We start from the raw sequence: 23,413 nt of genomic DNA on the forward strand, positions 1-23,413 counted from the left end.
GCCGCAGTATCAAAAGTGGTAGATTTGGGTATTGGAGATTTAGTTTCGATTATAATGGCTTCATTGACAGCAATTGCTGCGTATGGAGCTTGGAACTCAGCTAAAGCATCTCAGCAACAGATAGTTATTCAAAAGAATTTAGTTGATAAAGAGCACTTTTTTGCACTTCTGGACAGTCTCGAACGTGCTCACGACATAGTTTTTTTTAGCAGAAATAAGCTTTACTCAAATTTAAGTGATTTCAATGAAATGTTTGAGCGCTATGAAAAAAGAACCGAAGCCTGTACGAAGCAAATAAAATCAGTTTTAGCGCAACAAAAAATGTTCGCTAACTCAAAAAGCTTAAAAGGTAACTTAGAAAAATCTAGCACCATATATGAGGCTCTTGTTGATTATGCGCGAGAATTAAGCTACGAGTATTGTTTCAACTATCACATCCATAGGAACGACTATATAGTCACATTTGCGGGTGCTAAAATCCCAATAGACAAAGATGATCAGGACCGATTTATCATTACGTTGAATACGGTAGTCGAAGAAGTACTATCTTATAGAAAACCTGATGTGTTTAATTATTCCGAGGGGATTAACAGAGGATTGTATAAATCCCATTCTTACCTAGAGCCATTTAAAAAAAAATATAGTCATGGTGACAATGAAACCTATAAGTACGTGTGTAAAAGTTGAGCTATAACAAAGGGTTTAAGGCTGATTCCCAACGCTTAGTATTTTTGGTTTGCTTTGAATTTAGTGTTTACGGCACAATGCTTTAAGTGCAGTGGTCTGCGTTGCTTACCACTTAATGCGGCTAGAGAGCTAAGGAGAAATAAGTGTCACCCGAAGAAATCGAATTGTACAAAGATGCTATAAAAATCGGTGTGCCCGCTATTGTAGGTTTACTCGCAGGACTTGTACCTTATCTAATTGAGGGGAACAAAGTATCTACACAACGAATGATCGAGAAAGATAAGTCTAAACGAGAGTTGGTTTTAAGCTTTTCTGATGCGTTATCGCAATATATCGGTAGTTCTTCAGCTTATATCTCCTATTTGTTGTCTAAGGAATTTAACCGTGGTGAAGAGTGGGATAAATCTGTATCCGAATCCGCGAAGAAAATGTTAGATAATGAAGTTGATAGAACAAGGGCTAAAGCTCTATCTGGTATCATTGGTGATACTGAAGTTATTGATTCTATTTTAGAGTATGACAAGTGTGTTACCAATGTAATTGCCTTGCTCGCTCATCCTAAGCGACCTGATAAAACAGAGAAGGAAGCTGTCTTGAACAGAATGAAAGATAGTGAAAAAGTGCTTCTACATTCATTGAGTAAGCTTCTTTAATAGCGCTCTAACAAACGCTTCAATAGGACAGTTAACGCTTGGTGAGCTTATTGTCAATAGCTGAGTTCTGTGTTTCTGGCATTTCAGGTGGAGTATAGTGGTAGCGTTGTCTGCCAATTAATCGGGCGTTATGACGTTAATGAAATTGGAGGTTCTGTGTCTTACGATAAACTATTTAAAATGCCTAATCCTGTGAGTATTACTGGCCGCTCTTCAAGTATCACTAATTCTTTTGTGAATGGCATTATTCCAACAGTTAAACCGTCGGAAGTTGAGGTTCAAGAAGCGTTAGCAATATTAGGAATGAACGATAAATCTATCTGTTGCTCATATTGCGGAGACAAGTTTACTGAGTGGGACCATTTAAGGCCATTGGTAATGAACAAGAAACCTACTGGTTATATCTCTGAAATCCATAATCTAGTTCCAGCTTGTGGTAAGTGCAACCAATCTAAAGGTAATAAACCTTGGGACGTGTGGATGCTTAGTGACGCGCCGTTATCACCTAAAACACGTGGTGTTAAAGATATTTCAGAAAGAATGTCTGCATTGGCTCGTTACGAGAGTTGGCAAGAGCCTACCAAAATGGATTTTGAGTCCATTGTCGGTGCTGAAACTTGGAATAAACACTGGGACAACTGGGCTAAAGTTCAGCAGTTAATGAAAGAATCTCAAGCTTTAGCTATTGAAATCAACCATAAAGTGGCTGAAGCATACAAAGCGTCATAACAAACGTTTAAGATTCAAGCCAACCAAACAGGGCGCCAGTAACGGCGCCCTTTGTGTTAGTTGGAAACGCTATAAGTGTCGTAGTCACGAAGTAAGAAGATTGCGACACAGGCTGCGAGCATTGGCCAAGAGGCGAAGAATAGTAGGTTGTTGAACGGGTCCATGTATTTTCCAAAAGAGGAAAAGGTTGAGCCTGCATGAAGAACTAAAATGGCTCCGTAGGTGTACTTTTTCCACATACCTACGACGAATGCGCCTAAAAATCCGAGCTGCGCGTGCATATTTCGGAGTATTCCGATCAGTCATTTCGGGATTATCCGATCACCCATTTCGGTTTAAACCGATCACTGATTCCGCGATTATCCGATCACTTTTAGTCTAACTCCGAAATCGGTGATCGGAATAGCGAAAACCGCGATCGTAATGGCCGAAACCCTTCCTTTTTCTCTTTTAAATCAATAGCTCGCTATTCTTTACTTCTTAAACAAGAAGGAAAGGAAGCGACAATGGCCAAAAAGAGAACTCCAATGAACAAAATCAAAGAGGTATTACGCCTTAAATACGACTGCGGTCTCTCAAATCGTGGTATCGCTTCTTGCCTTAAACTCGGCCCATCCACCGTATCAGAACTCCTTACTCGCTTTAAACAAAGCCAACTTGGTTGGCCTCTACCCGACAGTTGCAGCGATGCAGATCTCACACAGGCGCTGTATCACGGCAAGAAAGCCAGTCGAGATAAAGTTATGCCAGACTTCACTCAATACGCAGTCGAACTCAGGCGTAAAGGTATGACAAAGATGCTGCTCTGGCAGGAGTATCATGAGCAATATCAAGAGCAAGCTTACGCTTACACTCAGTTCTGCGAGCACTTCACTCGTTGGTTCAAAACCAAAACGCAGCATGCGCCAGCTTCATGTCGCAGGTGATAAACTGTTTATCGATTACTGTGGGCCTCGGCTTCAGGTGGTCAACCCTGACACAGGGAAGTGCGCGAAGCGGAGGTGTTCGTCGCGACTTTAGGCGCGTCCAATTACCCTATGTTGAAGCCTTCCCAGCCAAGGGAAGCCTTACTGGTTAGAGGCGCATGCAAATGCGTTCGAGCACTTCGGTGGCGTACCACAACTCTTAGTTCCCGATAACCTACGCAGCGCTGTCACTAAAGCGAATCGTTATGAGCCGAGGCTGAACGACAGCTATCAAAAACTGGCTAATCACTATCAAACCGCTGTGATGCCAGCTCGCCCCTACAAACCGAAAGACAAAGCCAAGGCAGAGAATGCCGTGCTCTTAGTAGAGCGCTGGATCATGATGCGGCTGAGACACCAAACCTTCCATACCTTCAAAGAGTTGAATCTCGCCATCCGCGAACTCATGAATGAGTTAAATCAGCGTAAGATGAAACAGTATGGCGCTAGCCGCCAAGCGTTGTTCGATAAACTCGACAAACCTGCATTAAGGCCATTGCCTAAGCAGCGTTACCTGTATACCGAAACTAAACGAGCCAAAGTTGGCCCTGACTATCACATCGAATATCGCCGTCATTACTACTCAGTTCCCCATCAACTTGTCGGTCATCATGTCGAACTAGAAGCCTCTAATCGTCTGGTGCAGATCTACCATAAAGGTAACGTGGTCGCCCAGCATCCACGTAGCCAAAGAGATCGCGGAAACAGCACCCAACCAGAGCACATGCCAAGCAACCATCAACATCAGAAGTGGTCACCAGAGCGCTTGCTTAGTTGGGGGGCCAATATCGGCGCAGCCACACGAGAAGTCGTCAATAAAATGCTGAACTCCAAGCCTCATCCAGAGCAGTCTTATCGTTCCTGTCTTGGCTTGCTCAGTCTGAGTAAAACCTATGGCGAACCGCGCCTTGAACAAGCCTGTAAAGATGCGCTGATGCTGACAAAATCCAATTACACCTTCATCAGTAATTTGCTGAAAAACAATCGTGAAGGACAGCTGAGCAAAGACAGCACGAGCACGCCGAACCTTGTTCATAGCAATGTTCGTGGCCCGAACAGTTATCACTAGGAGAAAGGATATGAATACACTGAACGACCAACTCAAAACCCTACGCTTGAGCCATGTAGCGAAAGCATTAGAGCAGCAACAAGAGCAACTGACTACTTACGCAGAGTTGGACTTCGAGGAACGGTTAAGTTTACTTCTGGAAAGCGAGATCTTGAATCGCAATCAGACCAAAATCCAACGCTTAAAACGACAAGCCAAGCTAAGAGTGGATGCACAGCCGAGCCAACTCATCTACAAAGAGGGACGAAACCTCAATCGCAAACAGATGAGCGAACTTCTGACTGGCAGTTATCTATATAAACACCAAAACATCTTGATCACAGGCCCAACGGGCGCAGGCAAAACATATCTTGGCTGCGCACTGGCCACCAGTGCCTGTGACCAACAACAAACGGTTAGGTACTACCGATTAACTCGCTTGCTTGACGACCTGACCGCTGGTCGTATGGATGGCAGCTATCAAAAGCAACTCCAATCACTGGCTAAGAAAGCCTTACTGATCCTCGACGACTGGGGGATGGAAAAACTGACACAAGAGCATGCGGGTCACTTATTAGAAGTGCTTGAAGATCGTTATCAAAACAGCAGTACAATCGTCATCAGTCAGTTACCTGTAAAGGAGTGGTACAACATGATCGGCAACGCGACCGTTGCCGACGCGCTAATGGATCGGCTAGTACACAATAGTCATCGACTAGAACTGGGAGGTGAGTCAATGAGAAAACTGGCGCAATCCGATCACTTAGAGTAAAAATAAGAAGAGAGAAAAACGGTAGGATCAGGCGATCGGAATAAACCGAAACAGCCGATCGCAATCACCGAAATACGCACTGCGCGACACCCAGAGCCATCATCGCATTGTTCGAGATGTCGATACCGTAAAAGCCAGACAGTACTTTTGTCGCGTGCTCAGGGACAAGGATCTTATCTAAGCCCCAGAACAAGAAGACGATAAAAATGCCGATTCTCAGCAGTAGTAGGCTAGTCGCCAGTTTGGTTTGAAGTGTCTTTTCCATGATATCCCTTGTGATGCATTCAATGATGCGATGATTTAAATGTTCATCAAAGGAGACCCATAGCCTTCGCATTTTCTTTCGTTGTTTTTTAGTGCCTTATGTAACAAGGAATGTCTGATTAACCTTTGCTTATATAATATGTCATTTTTTTGATGTGGTATCATTCACGCAGTTAACTGTTAATGGATATATAACGTGAAAAAATACCTACTATTATCGCTTTCGGTTTTAATTTTGGCTGGTTGTGGAGCCCCTCGTTACACTGGGAGCGCGATTCCAGAACCTACGACTGAAGTTGATGTTGTTATCGTTAAAGACGCTGAAACACGTGAAGGGTTTTTAAATACTATGGAAACGTGGCTGCAAGATAACGATTATACCTACACCGTCGTACCTGATAAGTCGAAGCACGATCTTGATAAGCTGACATTGGAGTATGAAGGCCATTGGAGCTGGGACTTAGCGTTGTTCTTAAAGCAAGCGGAGATCAATGCTTATCAGAACGGGCAAAGAGTAGGTGAAGTAGAATTTAAAGTCCCATACACGGCTAACCCAAACAAATTTGGTAATGCAGCTAAGCGTATTGGTTTTATGATGGATACGGTATTTGGTAAGAAAACCGCTGAAGAAGCAACGAAAGCAGCTAATTCATCAGATTCAAAAGCGACGAACTAGTCTAATTAGCTTACTAACTTATACCTTTGTTCGCTTTCTATTTTTCTTTAAGCTCTGCTCGAATAGACGAAGATACTAAGATGTGAAGCCGTCGCTTTAAAGCTGCGGCTTCGCATCTTTTCATATTAATTAAAACTCTTGTCTGAAGTAATTTTTGCTAAACCAGCAATCAACTTCCAAAGCGTGTAGATCGCGGCAACAAGAAGAACAACATAGCCAATAACAAAAACGGCTGTTAGAGCGCCAATGATAGTAAGCACAATCGAAACAAAGAATGTTTTGGTGATGTTGTCGTAGTGATCCGCAAAGACAGTCCCTTGAGCATCGGACTTTTTAACGATGCCCCAAATACCACCTGCAAGAAAACTAATACCAGTAAAGAAGCCTAATAGCATTAACGCATACGCGATGATGGCATGAGTTTTTGCATTTTTGTCCTTCTCTGAGAGCCCCGTATTAATTACTTCAGTATTTTCCATGTGATTGATTCCTAGGTTAATTTAATCGCGCACATGATACGGTATTATCTTGTTGATGGTCACGAATTAGTTTCTTGTTGCATATGTTGCATGCTGCGTTGTGATGTGTTTGGCATTGTGTGTAGAGTGTATGTCTCACTGGGCTTTTGTTGATAAAAAAGACATTAACGAAAAGATTGATTGGAACAAAAATCACGCTGATAGCATGCTAGCGATTACGAGTAGTCATAAAACCAACCAAAACACGCGTCGATAATTTAAGTCACAAATATGGTAAAAGCCTGCCTGGGTGTAAGAGTGGGGAAACGTACCGTAAGCTAAAGTGACGCGTTGTACTAAGCATCATTCTGAACTGTATCTTCAGCGCTTATCCCATCGGACCTGTTTAAAGCTGCTCACATTTTGGTGTTGAAAAGGATGATTCCTCAACGTTATCGGACTCAAAATGCTGCTGCCTGAGTAAGCTGACAGTCAGGTTTATCGGCATTGGCTTATAAAAATAGAAGCCTTGGATATAGTCGACACCAAGCTTAGATAAGATTTTCACTTGGGATTCATACTCGACGCCTTCGACAATGACTTGCATGCCTAAGGTTCGTGAGAGTTGAAGCATGGACTCTAGTAAAGGGATACCAAAGCTGGATTCGTCGGAGATGTTTTTCACGAACACGCGATCAATTTTGAGAATGCTAAACGGGAACTGTCTTACGAAATCTAACCCTGCGTAGCCTGTACCAAAATCATCAATCGCAACTCTTACGCCCATGTTCGATAGTTTGGTTAGGTTGTCTCTAATTTTGACCATGTCGGCATCAGAACATTCACCATCTTCGGTTACTTCAAATACCACCTGCTTGAGAATTTCAGGGTGTCTTTTAAAGATGCTGATCACTTTGTTAGAGAAGTTACTGTTGGACACAACGTTGCGGCTGATGTTAACGCTGATGTACTTCGATTCGAACACATCTTGATTGCTTTTCAACGTCATTAATACTTTGCGTAGCACGAAGTAGGTGAGCTCCTCAATCAAGCCTAAGCTTTCAGCAAGCGGGATGAAAATAGCCGGGGAGACGTTACCTTCAATTGGGTCGTTCCATCGTAATAGTGACTCACAGCCGACGATCTCATTGGTGTTTTGGTTAACGATAGGCTGCATGTGAACATGAAGGTGCTGGTTTTTTAGCGCACTTGAAAGCGAATACTCTAAGCTCCGTTGGCTCTGCTTTTTATGTTTGATGGAAAGGAGAATAATGGTGGTGATTCCGGCCATCAAAAAGCCAAACCATAAATAGCTCAACATGAAGCGAAGATAAAACTGATACCCAATGTATGAGGTGATGGTCAACGGGTAGGTGTTTGATTGTATCCGCACCTTGGCGATTGATGAGTCAATATTAGTAGGGTGGATATCTCTTTTGATCACCTCTACTTTGGCCTGTATTCCATGGTTGCTCAGGTTTGTTTCAACAAGGTCATAGATGAAGTGTGGCGGAATCATTAGGCTCACTCCGGCATCTTCTTTGTTCGAGAAAATGAGCATGATGGACTGAACTTGCGTGATGGCTGAGTTGGAATACGACAGGGTCGTTAAATTCGGGTCGTCGTTGAGTCGCTGCCTGATGGTGCTGTATAGGCGAAATGAAACGTCACCATCGGTGGTTGAACAGTAAAATCGGTTCTCTTTATTGAATACCGCTGCTTCTTTTACCCAATCGGCTTCAAAAACGTTTTGTCGAAGCTGTCTAACGATCGCGTCGCAAGACTGTTCAGGTCTAACTTCAGATAAAAAACGGTCGAACCTTGATTGGATCCCTTCTAACCTGGTTTCGACTAACCTTGATGTGTCTTCGGTTAATGTTTGGTAGTGATGCGGTGTAAAAGGAATGAGCATTGCCATGGAAAAAAAGAAAGAGATGGCAAAGTAAAATGAAGTCTTGGCAATGTTTTGGTACTTGATATCCATAGTTGGAGAAGCGTTACCGATTTATGTGAGCATTCGATTTAATTTATAAAGTTAACGATTATGTAGCAATATAAATAATTAATATTGTGAATGTAGGCACGAATTATTGATATAAATAATATGTTTTCCAGTTTTACCAGCAAAATCTTGATGTTATCTCGTTTATTTGAGTTATCGAGGCGTCATTTTTGATGATTCATGCGGATAACAAATGCTTATATCCTGATAAGTTTTGTTGTTATTTGGCCGAGCTGAATGAACTGAATGAACTGAATGAGCTAAATATTGAGCCATGTTTAAATTAATAAAGTCACGACACGATTCGTTTTGGTGGTGACAGCATAAGGGATGTTTATGAAAAAACTGATATCAGCACTCATAGCGGTGTGCTTCTCATTCTCTGCGTTGGCCGATGACGGTGTTGTTGATTGCGAGAATGCGATGAATACCATCGAGATCAATCAGTGTGCGGCAATTGAGTTGGAATCTGCACAAGCGGAACTGGATAAATACCTTGCAGCCAGCTTTGAGCACAATGCTTATGATGCTGAGCTGGTGGCATCAATTAAGAAGGCTCAGGAGAGCTGGCAGGTGTACATGACAGCGCATTGTGACTCGGTGTACACCCAATGGCGTGATGGTTCCATTCGAGGGGTTATGGCGCTTTCCTGCAAGACAAGGTTAACCAAGCAGCGCACGCATGAGGTGTGGGCGAATTTCTTAACCTATATGGACAGCACGCCTCCCGTTTTATCAGAGCCTAAATTAGCGCCGTAGGCAGATTTGAAATACGTACAGGACTGTGCACCTGCTTCAACCTTTGGCGTGCGAATAAGAAAGCGATAGGGGATTGTCTTACTCTGTCGTTCTTAGTCTCTAGTTTGAAGTATTACCTAGCAAGGATTCGATTTTGAATAATGTCAGTATCACCCTTATTCAGCTTGAAGTTGAATACAAAAACAAACAAAAGAACATTGATTCGGTCTCTGATCTTTTGCAAGCGGAGCTGTCAGTCGGGGATATTACTTTACTGCCTGAACTGTTCACGACTGGGTATATTTTTAACGAGGCTGAAGAAATTCACGAATTGGCTGAAGACTTCACCGAAAGCAGTACGATTGATTCATTAACTCAGATGGCAGCGAAACATCACACCTTGATTGTTGCGGGCATTGCCGAGAAAGATAGCGGCCAATATTACAACAGTGTGGTGGTTGTGGATGCTTCCGGTTTACGACACAAATACAGAAAAATCAGTCAAACCAAATTTGATAAGCAGTATTTCTCGAGAGGGGAGGAACGCCTCACGTTTGAGCACAAAGGCTTGAAGTTTGGTGTCGCGATTTGCTTTGATATTTGGTTCCCAGAGATCATGAGAGCCTATCAGTCGGTCGATGTTATTCTTCACCCTGCCAATTTCGGCGGGCAGCACAGTTTTGCTATTGCTCAAGCAAGGGCTTTAGAAGAGGGGTGTCATGTCGTGACATGTAATCGGGTTGGGCAGGATGTGGTTGATTCGTTTACCGCGACTTATTCTGGTGGAAGCAGAGTCTACTCACCCAAAGGGGAGTTAGTGACTCAACTTAACGAAAAGCAATCTATAGAAACTGTGAGTATTCAAGATCTCTCGATTGCGCCGCAATACAATGGCGTTGATGTTGAAGATGAGATTCAGCAAATCACCGCTCTCTTAAACCGTTAGACCGTTAAATCGTTAGAACAGAGACTAGCGCGGTATCATAGACAGGATCTTAAGCTCTAAGCTATTTATTTAGATAGAAAAAAGGCTTCATTTATGATCAGATAATCGTCGCCAAACAAACCACCCATATCAACCGTGAAGCCGATGACGATTATCTCCCTACAAAAGCAGTTTAAGCAATTCTTTAATGCTGATAGCCTTCAAAAAATGGCGAAAAGTACAGGACTTATGAAGCGATGTCGGGCTATCTTACCCGACCAGCTAGTAGTAAGCCTAGTGGCCGCTTTGAGCAAAGGAAACTGCTCATCTATTGCCGATTTACTAAGGCAATTCAATGGGATGTGCTTAAGCGCTAAAGATACTGTGGCTTATAAGCCCTACCATAACCAGTTAAGAAAGAAGAATTTCCGATATTCATGCGCCAATTGGCCATGCGAGCGATAGCTCAGTTTGCTCGCCAGCAGAGTGCCAACCTACCAGATAAACTCGCCACCTTTGATGATGTGCTGCTTCAAGATGGTAGCTCTTTCCACATTCATCGTGACCTTTCGAACGTTTACCCGAGCCGATTTAAACGCAATCCAGCCGCAGTTGAATGCCATATGACAATGTCTTTAAAAAGCTTTTCTCCAGTCGCAATGAGCATCAGCGCTGATACAGCATCAGAAAGAGACTTTTGCCCGCCCCAAAACAATGAGTAACAAATTGTTGCTGGCTGACGCAGGGTACCCTGACTTCCAATTCTTTACTGAGCTTGAACTGTATGGTGGTTTCTATATTTTCGAGGAGCAAAGTCCCTGAATCCTCATGTTATAGAAGCGAGAAACGGTCAGGGCCGGCATTTATCTAAACTAGAAGGAAAGAAGCTCAAAGACATCACTCGAGGTACTAATCGCTCACAGGTACTCGACCTTAAAGTTCGTAGTGGTAAGCAAGAATTTAGAGTGGTAAGACGTTGGTTTGCAGAAGAAAAGCGATTCTGTATTTGGTTAACTAACTTGCCTTCAGGTACCTATACTGCTGATGACATAATGGCGATCTACCGCTGTCGATGGCAGGTGGAGTTGCTTTTTAAAGAATTAAAATCTCACACAAACTGGCAACGATTTGTCACCGCACAAAAGGCCATCGTTGATGGGCTTATCTGGGCCAGTTTACTCTCGCTGATCATCAGGCGCAGTACTGCGCTTCAGATAATGCCATCGGTCTCGCTGTTTAAGGCGGCAAAAAATGTGGATGTGTGGCTGTTGCCCATATTTGAATGTATCAGCCACAAGGCATGGTCAGAAATAGGTAATAAACTGGAATGGGCCTCTAGCTATATATTTAAGAACGCACAAAAGTCCGCCCAGAGGAAGTCAAAGAAAAACATCACGTTAGACGGGATTTATGCTGGTCTTAATGCTTAAGGTTCAGTCTATGAGCGCGGTATAAGATCGAAAAACGCAAGGCGATTAAGCCTTGCGTTTTAGCTTGGGAACCAAGCGTTCTTATGCTTGATCGTTGATTTGATTCAGATGTTCGACTGAATGGGCGTTTTTCATCCGCTGAGCTTGATGGATATTGACCATAAGGCGATTGAGCAGTTTTTGCAGTCGTTCAATATCCGGCAGTTGTTGATTTTTGGCTTCGACTTCTAGCTCCAATGCCTGCTTAGAAAGCATGTTAAGACCTAAGTTTAGCGACATGCCTTTAATGGAGTGCAGAGTACGACAAAGTGGCTCCAACTCCTTCGCTAAATAATATTCGATGACACGATCAACCGACTGTTCGAACTCAATAATGGTTGAGTCGATGAGTAAGCTGAACCCTTCCGTGTCGTCTTTCAGTATGTGTATCACTTCTGAATGGCTGATCTCTTCTTCCGTTAACCTTAACGTTTCAATAGGCTTACGATGAAGCTCGACAATATTTTCATTCTCACTCGAACCTTCGGCTGCGATTTGTTTCGGTAATCGACTTGAGAACTGTTGTAGGGCGTCGAAGAAACTCTCTTGCTGCAGAGGTTTGGTCAGAATATGGTCGACACCCGCCTGAATAAAGTTGTCATGCGCCTCACGGAATACATCGGCCGTGTAAGCGAATATCAAGGTATCGAGTTTCAGTTTTTCGCGGATGTGATGTGTTGTTTCGACCCCGTTCATTTCAGGCATATGATTGTCCATCAAGATAAGGTCATATTGAGTGGTTTTGAGGCGTTCAATCGCCAATTTTCCGTTCTCCGCATGATCGACATGATGGCCGAGTTTTTCACAGAAGCCTTGTGCAACAATGGCATTAATACGGTTATCTTCCACCAACAGGATACTTAACGAGTCATAACTGAGGGTTTCTGCATCGACTACATGAGTTGCGATGTCTTTCGCTTTGCTTTCTTGCCATGTGATAGGCAGAGAGACTTGGAATTTTGTGCCAAGCCCAACAGCACTGGTTAATGTGATTTCTCCGTTCATGAGGTTGACTAGGTTCTTAACGATTGCGAGGCCAAGCCCTGTTCCGCCAAACTTCCTTGTTGTGGAAGTGTCTGCTTGTTCGAATGAATTGAATACTTGCTCGTGTTTATCTTTCGGGATACCAACCCCGGTGTCTGTCACGGTCAGAATCAACTGGTTGTTGGGGCGATTGAGGTCAGCTTGAATGGACACATGACCTTCTTTGGTGAATTTGGTCGCATTGCCACCCAAGTTGAACATGATTTGACGTAGCCTTGCACAGTCTCCGACGAGTTGGATGTTTTTCGGTATGTTATTTTCGATCAACAGGCGAATGCCTTTTTCATCCGCTAAGGGTTTTAGTGCGCTGCATACCGGCTGCATGACTTGAACAAAGTTAAAGGGAGCCACGTCTAGCTCAAGCTTGTTTTCTTCGACTTTTGAGAAGTCCAGAATGTCGTTGAGTATCGTCATCAAGTGGTGACCAGAATCGAGAATGATGTTGATGTTCTCTTTTGTTTCGGGTTCTTGGGTCTGGCTTGCAATGATTTGAGATATTCCAAGAACGCCGTTCATTGGCGTTCTGATCTCGTGGCTCATGGTAGACAGAAAATCGCCCTTAGCTTTTACTGCGGCTTCAGCTTTGGTTCGTTCGGCGATTAGCTCCTGAGTTTTCGCTCTCATTTCACTGTCATTACTGATCAAATTGGCTGTCATTTTTTGAAAGCTTTGTTTGAGATGAGCGATTTCGTCTTGGGTGTTTATATTCGAACTCAACTCCAGAGTTGCAGCACCTTGATCCAAATGGCCAGCGGCAACTTGGTTAGTGGCCTCAAGTAGGGTGTGTAATCTTCGATTAATACGCTTTGACGCCCACGCAGCAACAAGGAGTGAGATGAACACGGAAAACAGTGTTCCGAGGATTAATATGTAGCTGGTTTGATTGGCTGAGCTCTCCGATTTTTCGACCCTGAGAATAATAAGTTGTTGTTCAATTTCAATGAATTGAGCAATCTCTTGGCGGATCTCATCAATCAATTTTTTTCCGGTTTGCTGCTGAGTGAGGTCGATGACACTTTGTATTTCAGCTTCGCCTTTATTGACAAGGCTGCGTTGATTGATCTCTTTCTCTCCAGACTGTTTCAGCCATGTTTTATGAATATCATCGATTCTATATAGGCGTTCTACTTGAGGTGGGTTATCACTCACTTGATTCGCAAGGGTTTGGAGTTTTTGAGGCCATACATCAAGAGCTAAATGGTAGGGTTCTAAAAAAACAGGATCACCCGTGATCAAGTAACCACGTTCAGCCGTTTCTATGTCGACTGTTAAGCTGAGAAGTTCTTGAGCCCGAGCGATGGCTTTATGTGTGTGTACAACCCAACTATTGTCTTTTACAACCGTTCGGGTGTTTTCATGGACAGAAAAAGCCACGATAAGCATCAAAGCGATAGGAATCAAAAAGCTGACTAATAGCTTTTTCTGTAGGGATATATTGTCAAACCAACCCGCGATCATAAAACAGCGCTCTCCATGTCGTTGTTATTCAATGTTAGTGTAGATGATAATCAGTCGTTAAGTGCGCAAATAGTTGCTGAGTGCGTAAATACATACTTTAGCGTGTAAGTTTCGCATATTAACGGCATTTTAGGGGCGATTAAGCGGCGTTATTATGTTTCAAAGACAAAAAAGCTAGCTCAATAAGCTAGCTTTCAACGGTGTGATGAGTGTGGCGAGTATTAAAGCGCTTTTACGCTGCTTCGTTCAACAAGAGTAGGTTCAAGTTCAACGACTTGCGGATAAGCATCTGGAGTTTGTAATCTGCTCAAAAGCGTATCCACTGCGGCTTTACCTAAACGATGTTTTGGCTGGTGGACAGTGCTTAACGCGGGTGTCATGTACTTCGACAGGTGGATGTCATCGTAGCCAATGATAGACAGATCATTCGGAATCGATGTGCCATCTTGCGCCGCAGCGTGAATCACGCCCATCGCCATCATATCGTTACTGACGAACAAGGCAGACGGCATTTCGCCACGAGTTTTCAATGTCTGATAAGAGTCAAAACCACCGTCACATTCAAAGTTGGATTCAACAATCCACTTAGGGTTGATCTCTAAATTGGCTTCTTCCATTGCTTGCTTGAAGCCTTGATAACGAGACGAAGCTTGATTGCGGTGCAGTGGCCCTGTGATACAACCAATTTGAGAATGACCGTTATCAATCAGGTGCTTAGTTGCCATGTAGCCACCTTGGTGCGAGTTGTCTTGGATCTTATCGCTCGCAAACAACATTGGGCCCCAATCCATTACTACAACAGGCAGTTCTGGGTAGCGCTCGAATACATCGATATGTACACCTTCAAGGGTAGAACACATTAGCATCAGGCCATCGACACGCTTTTGCAGCAAGGTATCGATAGAGGATTTCATGCGTTCGCTATCGCCTTCGGTGTTACACAAGATAAGGTTGTAGCCTTTTTCGTAGCAACGACGTTCCACACCCTTTACCACTTCACCAAAGAAGGGGTTGGTGGATGTGGTCACTAGCATTCCCAAGGTTTTGGTTTGCTTCATTTTCAAACTGCGAGCCAATGCAGAAGGCGCATAGTTGAGTTCTTTAGCCGCACTGTTAACACGCTCAGCAATCTCTTCACTGACAAAGCGTGATTTGTTGATCACGTGGCTCACGGTAGAAGTCGAAACCTTTGCGAGCCGTGCGATGTCTTTCATTGTTGCCATAAAAAATCCTTGTGGGAATAACCTTCCACGTTGGGCGATATTCTGCCTGAAAACAGGGGCTTATTCTTGTTATTTGTTGTTACCGAATTTGAAGGCTAACATCCGTTAACCACGATTTAGCTCAGGAGTTAAGCCTTCAAATAGGTATCAAGCTAAGCAGACAGTTGCTCTGCTAAAAACGCATCAGTTTCAGCACGGCTTGGAATCGAGGTTTGAGCACCAAAGCGTGTTACAGAGATAGCAGCAGCAGCGTGGGCAAATTTAATCGCACGCTCTAGTGGCATATCTTCAAGCAAGCCTGTCACTAGCGCGCCGTTAAAGGTGTCACCTGCGGCAGTTGTATCTGTTGCTTCAACACGGAAACCTGCGATTAATTTACCTTCGCTGGCTTCATTGCCTTGACCGCGATGACTCACCCACACGCCTTTCGCGCCTAGCGTGATCATTACCGTTTCGATGCCTTTAGCATGCAGAGCCAACGCAGCCTGATGAGCAGACGCGTTGTCCGTCACGGTAATGCCTGTCAGCACTTCTGCTTCAGTTTCGTTCGGTGTAATCACGTCAACACAAGCAAGCAGTGAATCCGATAATGGACGAGCAGGAGCCGGGTTTAGAATGACTTGCGTGCCACTCTCTTTTGCTACTTTTGCTGCGTATTCAATGCCTTCAATTGGCGTTTCAAGCTGAGTCAGCAGGTATTTAGCGCCGCGAATCTTTTCTAGGTGCGGCTCGATTTGATCGCAAGTCAGCTTGTCGTTCGCTTCCGCAGAAAGACAAATGCTGTTTTCGCCGGTTGCTGATACTTGGATCATCGCAATGCCAGTCGGCGTGTTGTCCGCAACGATCACACCGTCGATGTTGATACCATCTTTAGCAAAATCTTGACGAATGTTGATGCCAAATGGGTCGTCACCAACACAGGCGATGAAGCCAATGTCTGCGTTTAATCTTGCTGCCGCTACGGCTTGGTTTGCGCCTTTGCCGCCAGGAATGACCTGATAGTTACCGCCAATCAAGGTTTCACCCGGACGAGGGAACGAAGGAACTTGCAGTACGTGGTCAGCGTTAACGCTACCTAAAACAATCAGTTGAGTCATGATACGAGCCTTATGATATATCGTATTTGAAAATGCATGGGTCTTTCTCATGGTGTTGAGTGCGCTCTCCTTTAGGAGCGGAATGAGAAACAGCGATGCACTGTCGGGTTTTGCTTTTATGTTAAGTCAGTGAGCTAATGAGCTAAGCTAAGCTAAGCAAAGCAGGGGATAGGGGACCCCTGCTTTATATCGCGTTACTTAGTAACGATTACTTAGCGATGATTTTTAGAGGTACTGGTACGTACTCGTCTACTGTTTCGCCTTTCAGTACTTTGTCTGCCATTTCGATACCTAGAGAACCGATTAGGTCAGGCTGTTGTGCAACCGTTGCGCCAAGTAGGCCGCGGTTAACTGCTGCGATGCCGTCTTCTGTGCCATCAAAGCCAACGATCATTACTTCTTTACCTGAAGCTTGAACTGCGCGAAGTGCACCTAGAGCCATTTCATCATTCTGAGCGAATACTGCTTGTACGTCTGGGTTAGCAGCAAGCAAGTTTTCCATTACGTTCAGACCTTTAGTACGGTCGAAGTCAGCAGGTTGGCTTGCTAGAAGCTCAAGGTCGCTGCCGTTTACTGCGTTCATGAAGCCTTCACCACGTTCACGAGCAGCAGAAGTACCAGCGATACCTTCAAGTTGGATTACTTTCGCTTTTTCGCCCACTTTTTCCATGATGAAGTGGCCTGCCATTTCGCCGCCGATTACGTTATCAGAAGCGATGTGGCTCACTACGTCACCACGGCTTGCACCACGGTCTAGCGTTAGTACAGGGATGTCTGAGCGGTTAGCAATACGAATCGCGTTAGACACAGCGTCTGAATCCGTTGGGTTAATCAGGATTGCTTTAACACCACGAATGGTTAGATCTTCAATGTTCGAAAGCTCTTTGCTTGGGTCGTTTTGAGAATCAAGAACGATAAGCTTGTAGCCTAGCTCTTCCGCTTTCGCTTCTGCGCCATCTTTCATGGTTACGAAGAATGGGTTGTTCAATGTAGACAGAACGATTGCCATTGTATCTTGCGCCTGTGCAGACACAGATACCGTTGTAGAAAGAAGAGCAGCAGAAATAAGAGTCGCTAATTTTTTCATGGTGTAAGTCCTTTGTGTAGGGTGAGCTAGGAGGTGAGTCCTAGCTCGTAGTTACATTATTTATAGATTCTAATATTTTAAGGTAAAACAGGGTGTTACTTGTATTAACCTAGAGTGTGAATAGGTTTTATTTGTTTTTGTTGTCGACCAATACCGCCAGAAGAATAACCACTGCTTTTGCAATCATCTGGTAGTAAGAAGATACGTCTAACAGGTTTAGGGCGTTGTTTAGGAAGCCGATAATCAGAGCACCAATCAATGTGCCCATGATGCGACCACGACCGCCGGCCAAGCTTGTGCCACCCAGAACTACTGCGGCGATAGCGTCGAGCTCATAACCCATACCTGCGGTAGGTTGAGCAGATGACAAACGAGATGCCACGATGATGCCTGCAACCGCTGCTAACAGACCACAGATTGCGTAAACGCCGATTTTTACTTTGTCTACGTCGATGCCTGATAGGCGAGTTGCTGATTCGTTGCCACCCAGAGCGTAAACGTAGCGACCAAAGCGTGTGTGGTTAAGTAGGTACCATACCGCTGCGAATACCACGACCATGATCCATACTGGAACTGGGATGCCCATTGCGTAGCCTGTACCGAACCAAGCGAATGCGTCTGCTGTGTCTGTAAAGCCAGTCGAGATAGGACGACCGTCGGTGTAAACCATGGTCACGCCGCGCAATAGAGTCATAGTCACAAGCGTTGCGATGAAGGCTTGAACCTTACCCTTGGCGATAATCACGCCACTGATTGCACCTAATGCTGCACCTGCTACAAGAGCGGTTGGCACGGCGATCATCACTGGAATTTCCATGCCAATCATGCTGGCTGCGAATGCACCACAAAGTGCCAGTACAGAGCCAACACTCAAGTCGATACCCGCGGTTAAGATAACCAGCGTCATACCTACAGCGATAATTGCGTTAACCGAGGTTTGGCGCAGAATGTTCAGGATGTTGTCGACAGTAAAGAAGTTCGGGTTTAAGAAAGAAACGACAACAATCAGGAAGATCAAAGCAATCAATGACTTTTGATCAATCAGCCACTCTTTGCTGATTAACGGTTTTTTCTTTGGAGCTTCAGTTGTTTTGCTCATGGTTTTAGTACTCATGCTGCGTCCTCGTTGATCTTTTTACCGACCGCACACGCCAGTAATAATTCTTGGTTTGCTTCTTTAGCATCAAATTCACCGCTTACACGGCCTTCATGCATCACCATGATGCGGTCACTCATTCCTAATACTTCTGGCATTTCAGATGAGACTAAGATGATGCTCATGCCGTCGGCTTTAAATTTATTAATGAGTTGGTAAATCTCTTTCTTAGCACCGACATCGACCCCGCGCGTTGGCTCGTCGAGAATTAGTACTTTTGGTTTGGTCATCAAGCCCTTAGCGATAGCCACTTTCTGTTGGTTACCACCAGAAAGGTTGCCAATAATCTGTTCGCGAGTCGGGGTTTTGATGTTGAATAACTTGATGAAGTCATCAACCGCAATCACTTCGTCTTTATGTTGGATTTGACCGCTCTTTGTTAGTAGGTCAAGCGAACATAACGACATGTTTTCTTTAACAGAAAGCCCTAGAACTAAGCCATCGCCTTTACGGTCTTCAGAGATGTAAGCAATGCCATTGGCCAAGCCGTCTTTCGGGCTTACAGGGTTGATGGTTTTGTTTTCTAGGTTGATGACGCCGCGTTCACTTGGAAGGGCACCGTAAATCACTTTCATCAGTTCGGTACGACCCGCGCCCATTAGGCCAGATACACCCAGGATTTCACCGCGTTTTAGCGTAAAGCTCACGTCGTGAACACCAGAACCCGTCAGGCCAATCACTTCAAGACATGTTTCACCGTGGCTTTGGCCGATACGCGGATATTGCTCGTCTAGCTTACGGCCAACCATCATTTCGATTAGGCCATCTTCGTCGGTGTCTTTTACTTCACACTGACCAATGAACTTACCGTCACGAAGCACGGTGATGTCATCACAAATCTCGAAGATCTCTTTCAAACGGTGAGAGATGTAAACAATGCCACAGCCTTCATCACGCAGTTCGTTAATCACCTTAAACAGAGATTCAGTTTCGGTATCGGTTAACGCATCGGTTGGTTCATCCATGATGATGACTTTAGATTCAAACGATAGTGCTTTCGCGATCTCTACCATTTGCTGCTCACCAAGGCTCAACTGACCTAGAGGTGTTTTCGAGCTGTGTTTCACATTAAGGCGTTTAAGTAGCTTGTCTGCTTCTTGGTACATCTCGTTCCACAAGATGCGACCCATGGTGCCCGTGATTTCACGACCTAAGAAGATGTTCTCGGCAATGGTCAACTCAGGAATTAGATTCAGTTCTTGGTGAATGATACTAATGCCGGCTTGTTGTGAATCACGAGGTCCTTTAAATGCGGCAGGCTTTCCTTGGTAGGCGATAGTGCCGCCGTCCAAGTGATAGATACCCGTCAGCACTTTCATGAGCGTTGATTTACCCGCACCGTTTTCACCCATTAACGCCATTACGCGTCCTGGATAAACGTTGAGGCTTGCCTTATCCAGTGCTTTAACACCAGGGAAGGCTTTCTCAATTGAGCTAAGTTCTAAAATGGCTTGAGTCATGTCGGTTCCTTTACTCGGGGCCAGTTGTATTTGATTGTTCTGTCTATGTATTGTTTTGGTTCAGTGATGACACTGAGCTGTCGTTGCGTTTTGCTTGAGCTAAAAGGTTACGCCAGCTTGGAAAATAACATTTGCGTATGGTGTGCATTCACCTGTGCGAATCACTGCACGGCTTTCATGCGTTCGCTGCTTGAATTCTTCATGAGTGATGTAAGTAATAGAAAGCGATTTGCCACAACGTGCTTCTTCTGTCTTGATTAAATCAATCAGTGCTGCGTGGTGTTCTGGGCTTACTTTCGCAAATTCTTCTGCAATCACAACGCCTTCGATTTGAGATTCATCCAGCATGGTTTTTACCGTTTGCTGAAAGCTTGGGACACCGTGAGTCAAAGCAAGATCAATACGAGTTACGTGGTCTGGAATCGGCAGGCCCGCGTCACAAATCGTGATTTCATCTGTGTGGCCAAGAGTCGCCACTAGGTAAGAGAGTTCAGAGTTTATTAGAGTACTTTTTTTCATATCACGACCTATCGAAAAATAACGCTTGATGGGTTGAGAACAACTCAAGAAAAGCCATCGAAACGTTTCGATAGTGATAATAGTGTCTGATTTATCATTTGCACGTTTGATTGTTTTAGAGTGTGATAATGATCATCGAAACGTTTCGATGGGGCGTTTTTTGGTGATCTTAGTCACCGCCATTGATTGCATAAATCCTTTTACGTGGGTTCAATCGATAGCGCATATCCGAACTTACTGATGGTAATGATCTGGACGTTTTGTGCTCTTAATCGCGCGAAGACATTGCGTAGGTTATAGACGACGTTTGCAAGAACATGTGGTGACGAGAGTTGTCCGTTCCAACACACATCAACAATATGATCTCTTGAAATCGGTCTTCCCACATTTTCCAATAACAAGCAGAGCACTGCTAATAGGTGAGGGCGCAAAGTGATTTTGTTTCCTTGCTGGTTGGTAATCGTTCGAGCGTCGATATCAATGATTAAGCCGTTGAAGTTTATTGTGTGGTTCATCGTGTTTTCTGTTCGTCTTATTCTAAATTGCGGAGATTGAGCAAATTGGCCTGCTGTTGGAGTGGGTAATTATTTAAGTGTGCTAATGGTCGAAGTGGGCGGATTATGCAAAATCACACCACGCTTGAAAGTAAGCCTGCGTAAGCTCATGAGAATAAAATCTAAAAATGAGAGGGTTTGAAAAATAGAGGGAAGGTTATTCTGAATAAATGACAGGGTTTTATTTCTCGCTTATTCAATGATTTATTAGGTTTTTACTGGTTGTGTTGGTTGAAGTTACAAAGTGATTATATTTTTATTTATTTTTTTGTTTTCTGTGAGATTAACCTGCTTGCCAATTCGACGGGGTGTCGGATAACTCTAACAAGATTGTGCAGCACAGGAAGGCGTAACAATCTTGATTTGCACTAAGTAAGGTTAAGCAGTAATGAACAACAAATTTATTCTAAGCATCGCGATGATGTCAGCATTTGCAGCAAACAATGTAATGGCAGCAGACAGTGGATTTTATCTAGGTGGCGCAATCGGTACATCTGGTATTGATGATGGCGGGTTAACTGACACGATCAAAGAACCTATTACTTTTAAAGCCGAAGACAATACTTACCGATTAATTGCTGGTTACAAATTTAACCGCATTGTTTCGGTTGAAGCTCAATACACAGATTTTGGTGATGTAGCCCTAAAAACGAAATCTGGTAATAAGGTTTTCACTTGGACACCTCAAATCTTTTCGGTAACGGCAAACCTCGGTTACACGTTTGATAATGGTATTCGTCCATTTGGCATCATCGGTTTGTCGACGATTGATTTAGACCAGTCGCTGCCGGTGCTTGATGACGATAGTGGTGAGGGTATTCGCTATGGTTTCGGAGTGGAGTACACACCTAAACAGGCTAAAAACGTCAGCTTTAGGTTAGGCTATGAAGCGGATGCTTTTGATATCGAAGATTACGAAAACGGACACAAGACAGAAGATACTGTTGTTCTGGATTCTTTCTACTTAGGCGCAATGTACACATTCTAAGTTTCACACTTTGCTAAACGGTAAATCGGTTTCTAAATGGGGCGTCGGTTGGCTCAACCCGTTTAGCTAAAGTGGAAGGCCGCAGTTTTTGACTGCGGCTTTTTTATGTTTAACTCTAGGCTTCACGGATATGTGCGGTAACAGACACGATGGCATGGTCGGTACTGAATTGGTCATGCTCAAAGCTTGGATTGATGAGGTGATGGTCTAATACTGTGTAGCTAGAGATCTCCATTAAGCTTGAAGAGTTCTGACAATCAAACTCGTTCGACATCAAAATGTAGTCCAGTACAGATCCAGATGCGCCGTAGTAATGGGTTGGTTTACGCTGTTCAAGCAAGTCTTCTTCATGTAACTGATGGTAAAGATCCCAGCTGTCTTTTAAGCGAAAGTGGGACAGCCAATGCTTGCTGTTTTCGTCTCGGTTGATTGAGTAACTCAATAGCCCTTTAAACTCATCATTAAACAGAGGCTTATTAAAGTCACCCATTAACACAACAGGCTGGTCGGTCTGGTAGCGTTGGTTGGTGATGTATTGATGCAGCATCTGAGCTTCAAGGCCACGCTGAACACTCGATAACCAAGAGCCAAGTTGTTCTTGGTGGAAGCGAGTGAGTGTGTCACTTTGTGGTTTTTCGCCTTGCTGAGTGTTGTCGGCATCGACAGATTCTGCTTTTGGTTCTGTCGGACGTTGTGATTTGAAGTGCACCACATAACAGTCGGTCGAACCTAAATGGGGTAACGTAATCGTCGCGTGAACAGGCGTTCTGTTGAATGAGAATTTGTCGCCAAGGTTGAATGCTGCCAGTAACGTCGAATCTGGCGTAACAGGCTGTACGTTTTCAATCGGGTAGCGAGAAGCGATCCCAACGACAGGTGAGGTGTATAGGTAATCATCTTCAACGTGTGCGCTATCGACCACTGCAAAGTATGGATAACCTAGCTCGTTCATCAATTGCTCTAAAGACTGAGGGCTAAATATCTCTTGGAAGCCAATCACATCGCAATCTAATGAACGAATCGCTTCAGCCATCCAATGTTGCTTCTTCTGCCATTCTTCGAAGCTGTAGATGTTCTCAAAATCATAATAAGCATTCGGTGGCTCGAGATAGTTCAGAAGGTTGAACGTTGCGAATGTTATTTGGTTTGGTTTGTTCAAAGTGTCATTCCATTTAGACCTAGGCAGCAAGGATACTCCAGTAAAAGTATAGTTTGTTGATTATTTAGAGCCTAAATTTCACTTTAGAAGCGAATCAAAGGAATCTAAGCCGTGGAGGCTTGTGTCATTCACGCTAGAGCAAGCTTAGTGCTTCTGCCTTATCCCGTACTTTCCAACGCCACCAAGCTAATCAACTTATTCAAAGGAACCAAAGGAACCAAAGGAATCAAAGCTAACTGTATCCAATAACTTCGAGCGGTGACGAGTAATTTGTAAATAAAC

Annotated in this window: 19 protein-coding genes and 4 pseudogenes; 10 read left to right on the forward strand and 13 right to left on the reverse strand. The window is 44.1% G+C overall.

What is annotated here, in order from left to right:
- Positions 1-24: 24 nt before the first annotated feature.
- The 3 genes from OCV19_RS17280 (at position 25) to OCV19_RS17290 (ending at position 2,069) form a co-directional block, all read left to right on the forward strand.
- Positions 25-687: a hypothetical protein gene (locus OCV19_RS17280; RefSeq protein WP_139093590.1), complete on the forward strand. Its 663-nt coding sequence runs from the start codon at positions 25-27 to the stop codon at positions 685-687.
- A gap of 143 nt (positions 688-830) precedes the next feature.
- Positions 831-1,340 (forward strand): hypothetical protein, encoded by a 510-nt coding sequence (locus OCV19_RS17285; protein WP_065677661.1) that lies wholly within the window; start codon positions 831-833, stop codon positions 1,338-1,340.
- Between the two features lie 156 nt (positions 1,341-1,496).
- Entirely contained in the window at positions 1,497-2,069 is a 573-nt protein-coding gene (locus OCV19_RS17290) for an HNH endonuclease (RefSeq protein ID WP_206377711.1), read from the forward strand.
- 56 nt (positions 2,070-2,125) lie between these two features.
- Here the strand turns inward: OCV19_RS17290 and OCV19_RS17295 are convergent.
- Positions 2,126-2,344 (reverse strand): annotated as a pseudogene (locus OCV19_RS17295) (hypothetical protein); the annotation flags it as partial.
- A 231-nt stretch (positions 2,345-2,575) separates the two neighbouring features.
- Here OCV19_RS17295 and istA point away from each other — a divergent pair.
- Positions 2,576-4,103 (forward strand): annotated as a pseudogene (istA, locus tag OCV19_RS17300) (IS21 family transposase).
- Positions 4,104-4,113: 10 nt separating this feature from the next.
- A complete protein-coding gene (istB, locus tag OCV19_RS17305; RefSeq protein ID WP_017102174.1) occupies positions 4,114-4,854 on the forward strand; it encodes an IS21-like element ISVch3 family helper ATPase IstB in 741 nt (246 codons plus the stop codon).
- A gap of 70 nt (positions 4,855-4,924) precedes the next feature.
- Here istB and OCV19_RS17310 read toward each other — a convergent pair.
- Positions 4,925-5,119: pseudogene (locus OCV19_RS17310) on the reverse strand (hypothetical protein); the annotation flags it as partial.
- Positions 5,120-5,314: 195 nt separating this feature from the next.
- Here OCV19_RS17310 and OCV19_RS17315 point away from each other — a divergent pair.
- Entirely contained in the window at positions 5,315-5,794 is a 480-nt protein-coding gene (locus OCV19_RS17315) for an Sbal_3080 family lipoprotein (RefSeq protein ID WP_017068825.1), read from the forward strand.
- A 125-nt stretch (positions 5,795-5,919) separates the two neighbouring features.
- On the opposite strand, the gene OCV19_RS17320 is transcribed toward OCV19_RS17315, so the two are convergent.
- Together OCV19_RS17320 and OCV19_RS17325 are read right to left on the reverse strand one after the other, a co-directional pair.
- Positions 5,920-6,273 (reverse strand): DUF4870 family protein, encoded by a 354-nt coding sequence (locus OCV19_RS17320; protein ID WP_017068500.1) that lies wholly within the window; start codon positions 6,271-6,273, stop codon positions 5,920-5,922.
- A 385-nt stretch (positions 6,274-6,658) separates the two neighbouring features.
- Positions 6,659-8,236 carry an EAL domain-containing protein gene (locus OCV19_RS17325; RefSeq protein ID WP_065677721.1) on the reverse strand — a complete coding sequence of 526 codons (1,578 nt, stop codon included), beginning with the start codon at positions 8,234-8,236 and terminating at the stop codon, positions 6,659-6,661.
- 354 nt (positions 8,237-8,590) lie between these two features.
- Between OCV19_RS17325 and OCV19_RS17330 the strand changes: the two genes are divergently transcribed.
- From OCV19_RS17330 to OCV19_RS17340, 3 genes and pseudogenes are all read left to right on the forward strand, one after another.
- Complete coding sequence (locus OCV19_RS17330) at positions 8,591-9,013, forward strand: lysozyme inhibitor LprI family protein (RefSeq protein ID WP_048608669.1); 423 nt, start codon at positions 8,591-8,593, stop codon at positions 9,011-9,013.
- A gap of 133 nt (positions 9,014-9,146) precedes the next feature.
- Positions 9,147-9,938 (forward strand): carbon-nitrogen hydrolase family protein, encoded by a 792-nt coding sequence (locus OCV19_RS17335; protein WP_048608667.1) that lies wholly within the window; start codon positions 9,147-9,149, stop codon positions 9,936-9,938.
- Positions 9,939-10,082: 144 nt separating this feature from the next.
- A pseudogene (locus tag OCV19_RS17340) lies at positions 10,083-11,347 on the forward strand (IS4 family transposase).
- 81 nt (positions 11,348-11,428) lie between these two features.
- Here the strand turns inward: OCV19_RS17340 and OCV19_RS17345 are convergent.
- The 8 genes from OCV19_RS17345 to OCV19_RS17380 form a co-directional block, all read right to left on the reverse strand.
- On the reverse strand, positions 11,429-13,888 hold the full coding sequence (locus OCV19_RS17345; protein ID WP_065676252.1) for a CHASE3 domain-containing protein: 2,460 nt from the start codon (positions 13,886-13,888) through the stop codon (positions 11,429-11,431).
- A 221-nt stretch (positions 13,889-14,109) separates the two neighbouring features.
- Positions 14,110-15,111, reverse strand: a complete 1,002-nt coding sequence (locus OCV19_RS17350) for a substrate-binding domain-containing protein (RefSeq protein ID WP_065676253.1) — start codon at positions 15,109-15,111, stop codon at positions 14,110-14,112.
- Positions 15,112-15,263: 152 nt separating this feature from the next.
- Positions 15,264-16,208 carry a ribokinase gene (gene rbsK, locus OCV19_RS17355; RefSeq protein WP_019823674.1) on the reverse strand — a complete coding sequence of 315 codons (945 nt, stop codon included), beginning with the start codon at positions 16,206-16,208 and terminating at the stop codon, positions 15,264-15,266.
- A gap of 208 nt (positions 16,209-16,416) precedes the next feature.
- Positions 16,417-17,295, reverse strand: a complete 879-nt coding sequence (rbsB, locus tag OCV19_RS17360; RefSeq protein WP_017058470.1) for a ribose ABC transporter substrate-binding protein RbsB — start codon at positions 17,293-17,295, stop codon at positions 16,417-16,419.
- 127 nt (positions 17,296-17,422) lie between these two features.
- Entirely contained in the window at positions 17,423-18,409 is a 987-nt protein-coding gene (gene rbsC / locus OCV19_RS17365; protein ID WP_017082395.1) for a ribose ABC transporter permease, read from the reverse strand.
- The gene (gene rbsA, locus OCV19_RS17370; protein ID WP_009844906.1) at positions 18,406-19,911 is read right to left on the reverse strand and encodes a ribose ABC transporter ATP-binding protein RbsA; all 1,506 of its coding nucleotides are present in this window, start codon (positions 19,909-19,911) and stop codon (positions 18,406-18,408) included. The genes rbsC and rbsA overlap by 4 nt, the downstream gene beginning before the upstream one ends.
- 99 nt (positions 19,912-20,010) lie before the next feature.
- Positions 20,011-20,430 (reverse strand): D-ribose pyranase, encoded by a 420-nt coding sequence (gene rbsD / locus OCV19_RS17375; RefSeq protein ID WP_017060853.1) that lies wholly within the window; start codon positions 20,428-20,430, stop codon positions 20,011-20,013.
- 200 nt (positions 20,431-20,630) lie between these two features.
- On the reverse strand, positions 20,631-20,945 hold the full coding sequence (locus tag OCV19_RS17380; RefSeq protein WP_065676254.1) for a winged helix-turn-helix domain-containing protein: 315 nt from the start codon (positions 20,943-20,945) through the stop codon (positions 20,631-20,633).
- Positions 20,946-21,372: 427 nt separating this feature from the next.
- On the opposite strand from OCV19_RS17380, the gene OCV19_RS17385 reads away from it, so the two are divergent.
- Positions 21,373-21,972, forward strand: coding sequence for a porin family protein (locus tag OCV19_RS17385; protein ID WP_065676255.1), 600 nt, complete (start codon positions 21,373-21,375; stop codon positions 21,970-21,972).
- A 115-nt stretch (positions 21,973-22,087) separates the two neighbouring features.
- Here the strand turns inward: OCV19_RS17385 and OCV19_RS17390 are convergent, their stop codons facing one another.
- Positions 22,088-23,131, reverse strand: a complete 1,044-nt coding sequence (locus OCV19_RS17390) for an endonuclease/exonuclease/phosphatase family protein (protein ID WP_065676256.1) — start codon at positions 23,129-23,131, stop codon at positions 22,088-22,090.
- Between the last annotated feature and the right edge of the window lie 282 nt (positions 23,132-23,413).

The organism is Vibrio celticus, assembly GCF_024347335.1.
GTDB lineage: Bacteria > Pseudomonadota > Gammaproteobacteria > Enterobacterales > Vibrionaceae > Vibrio > Vibrio celticus.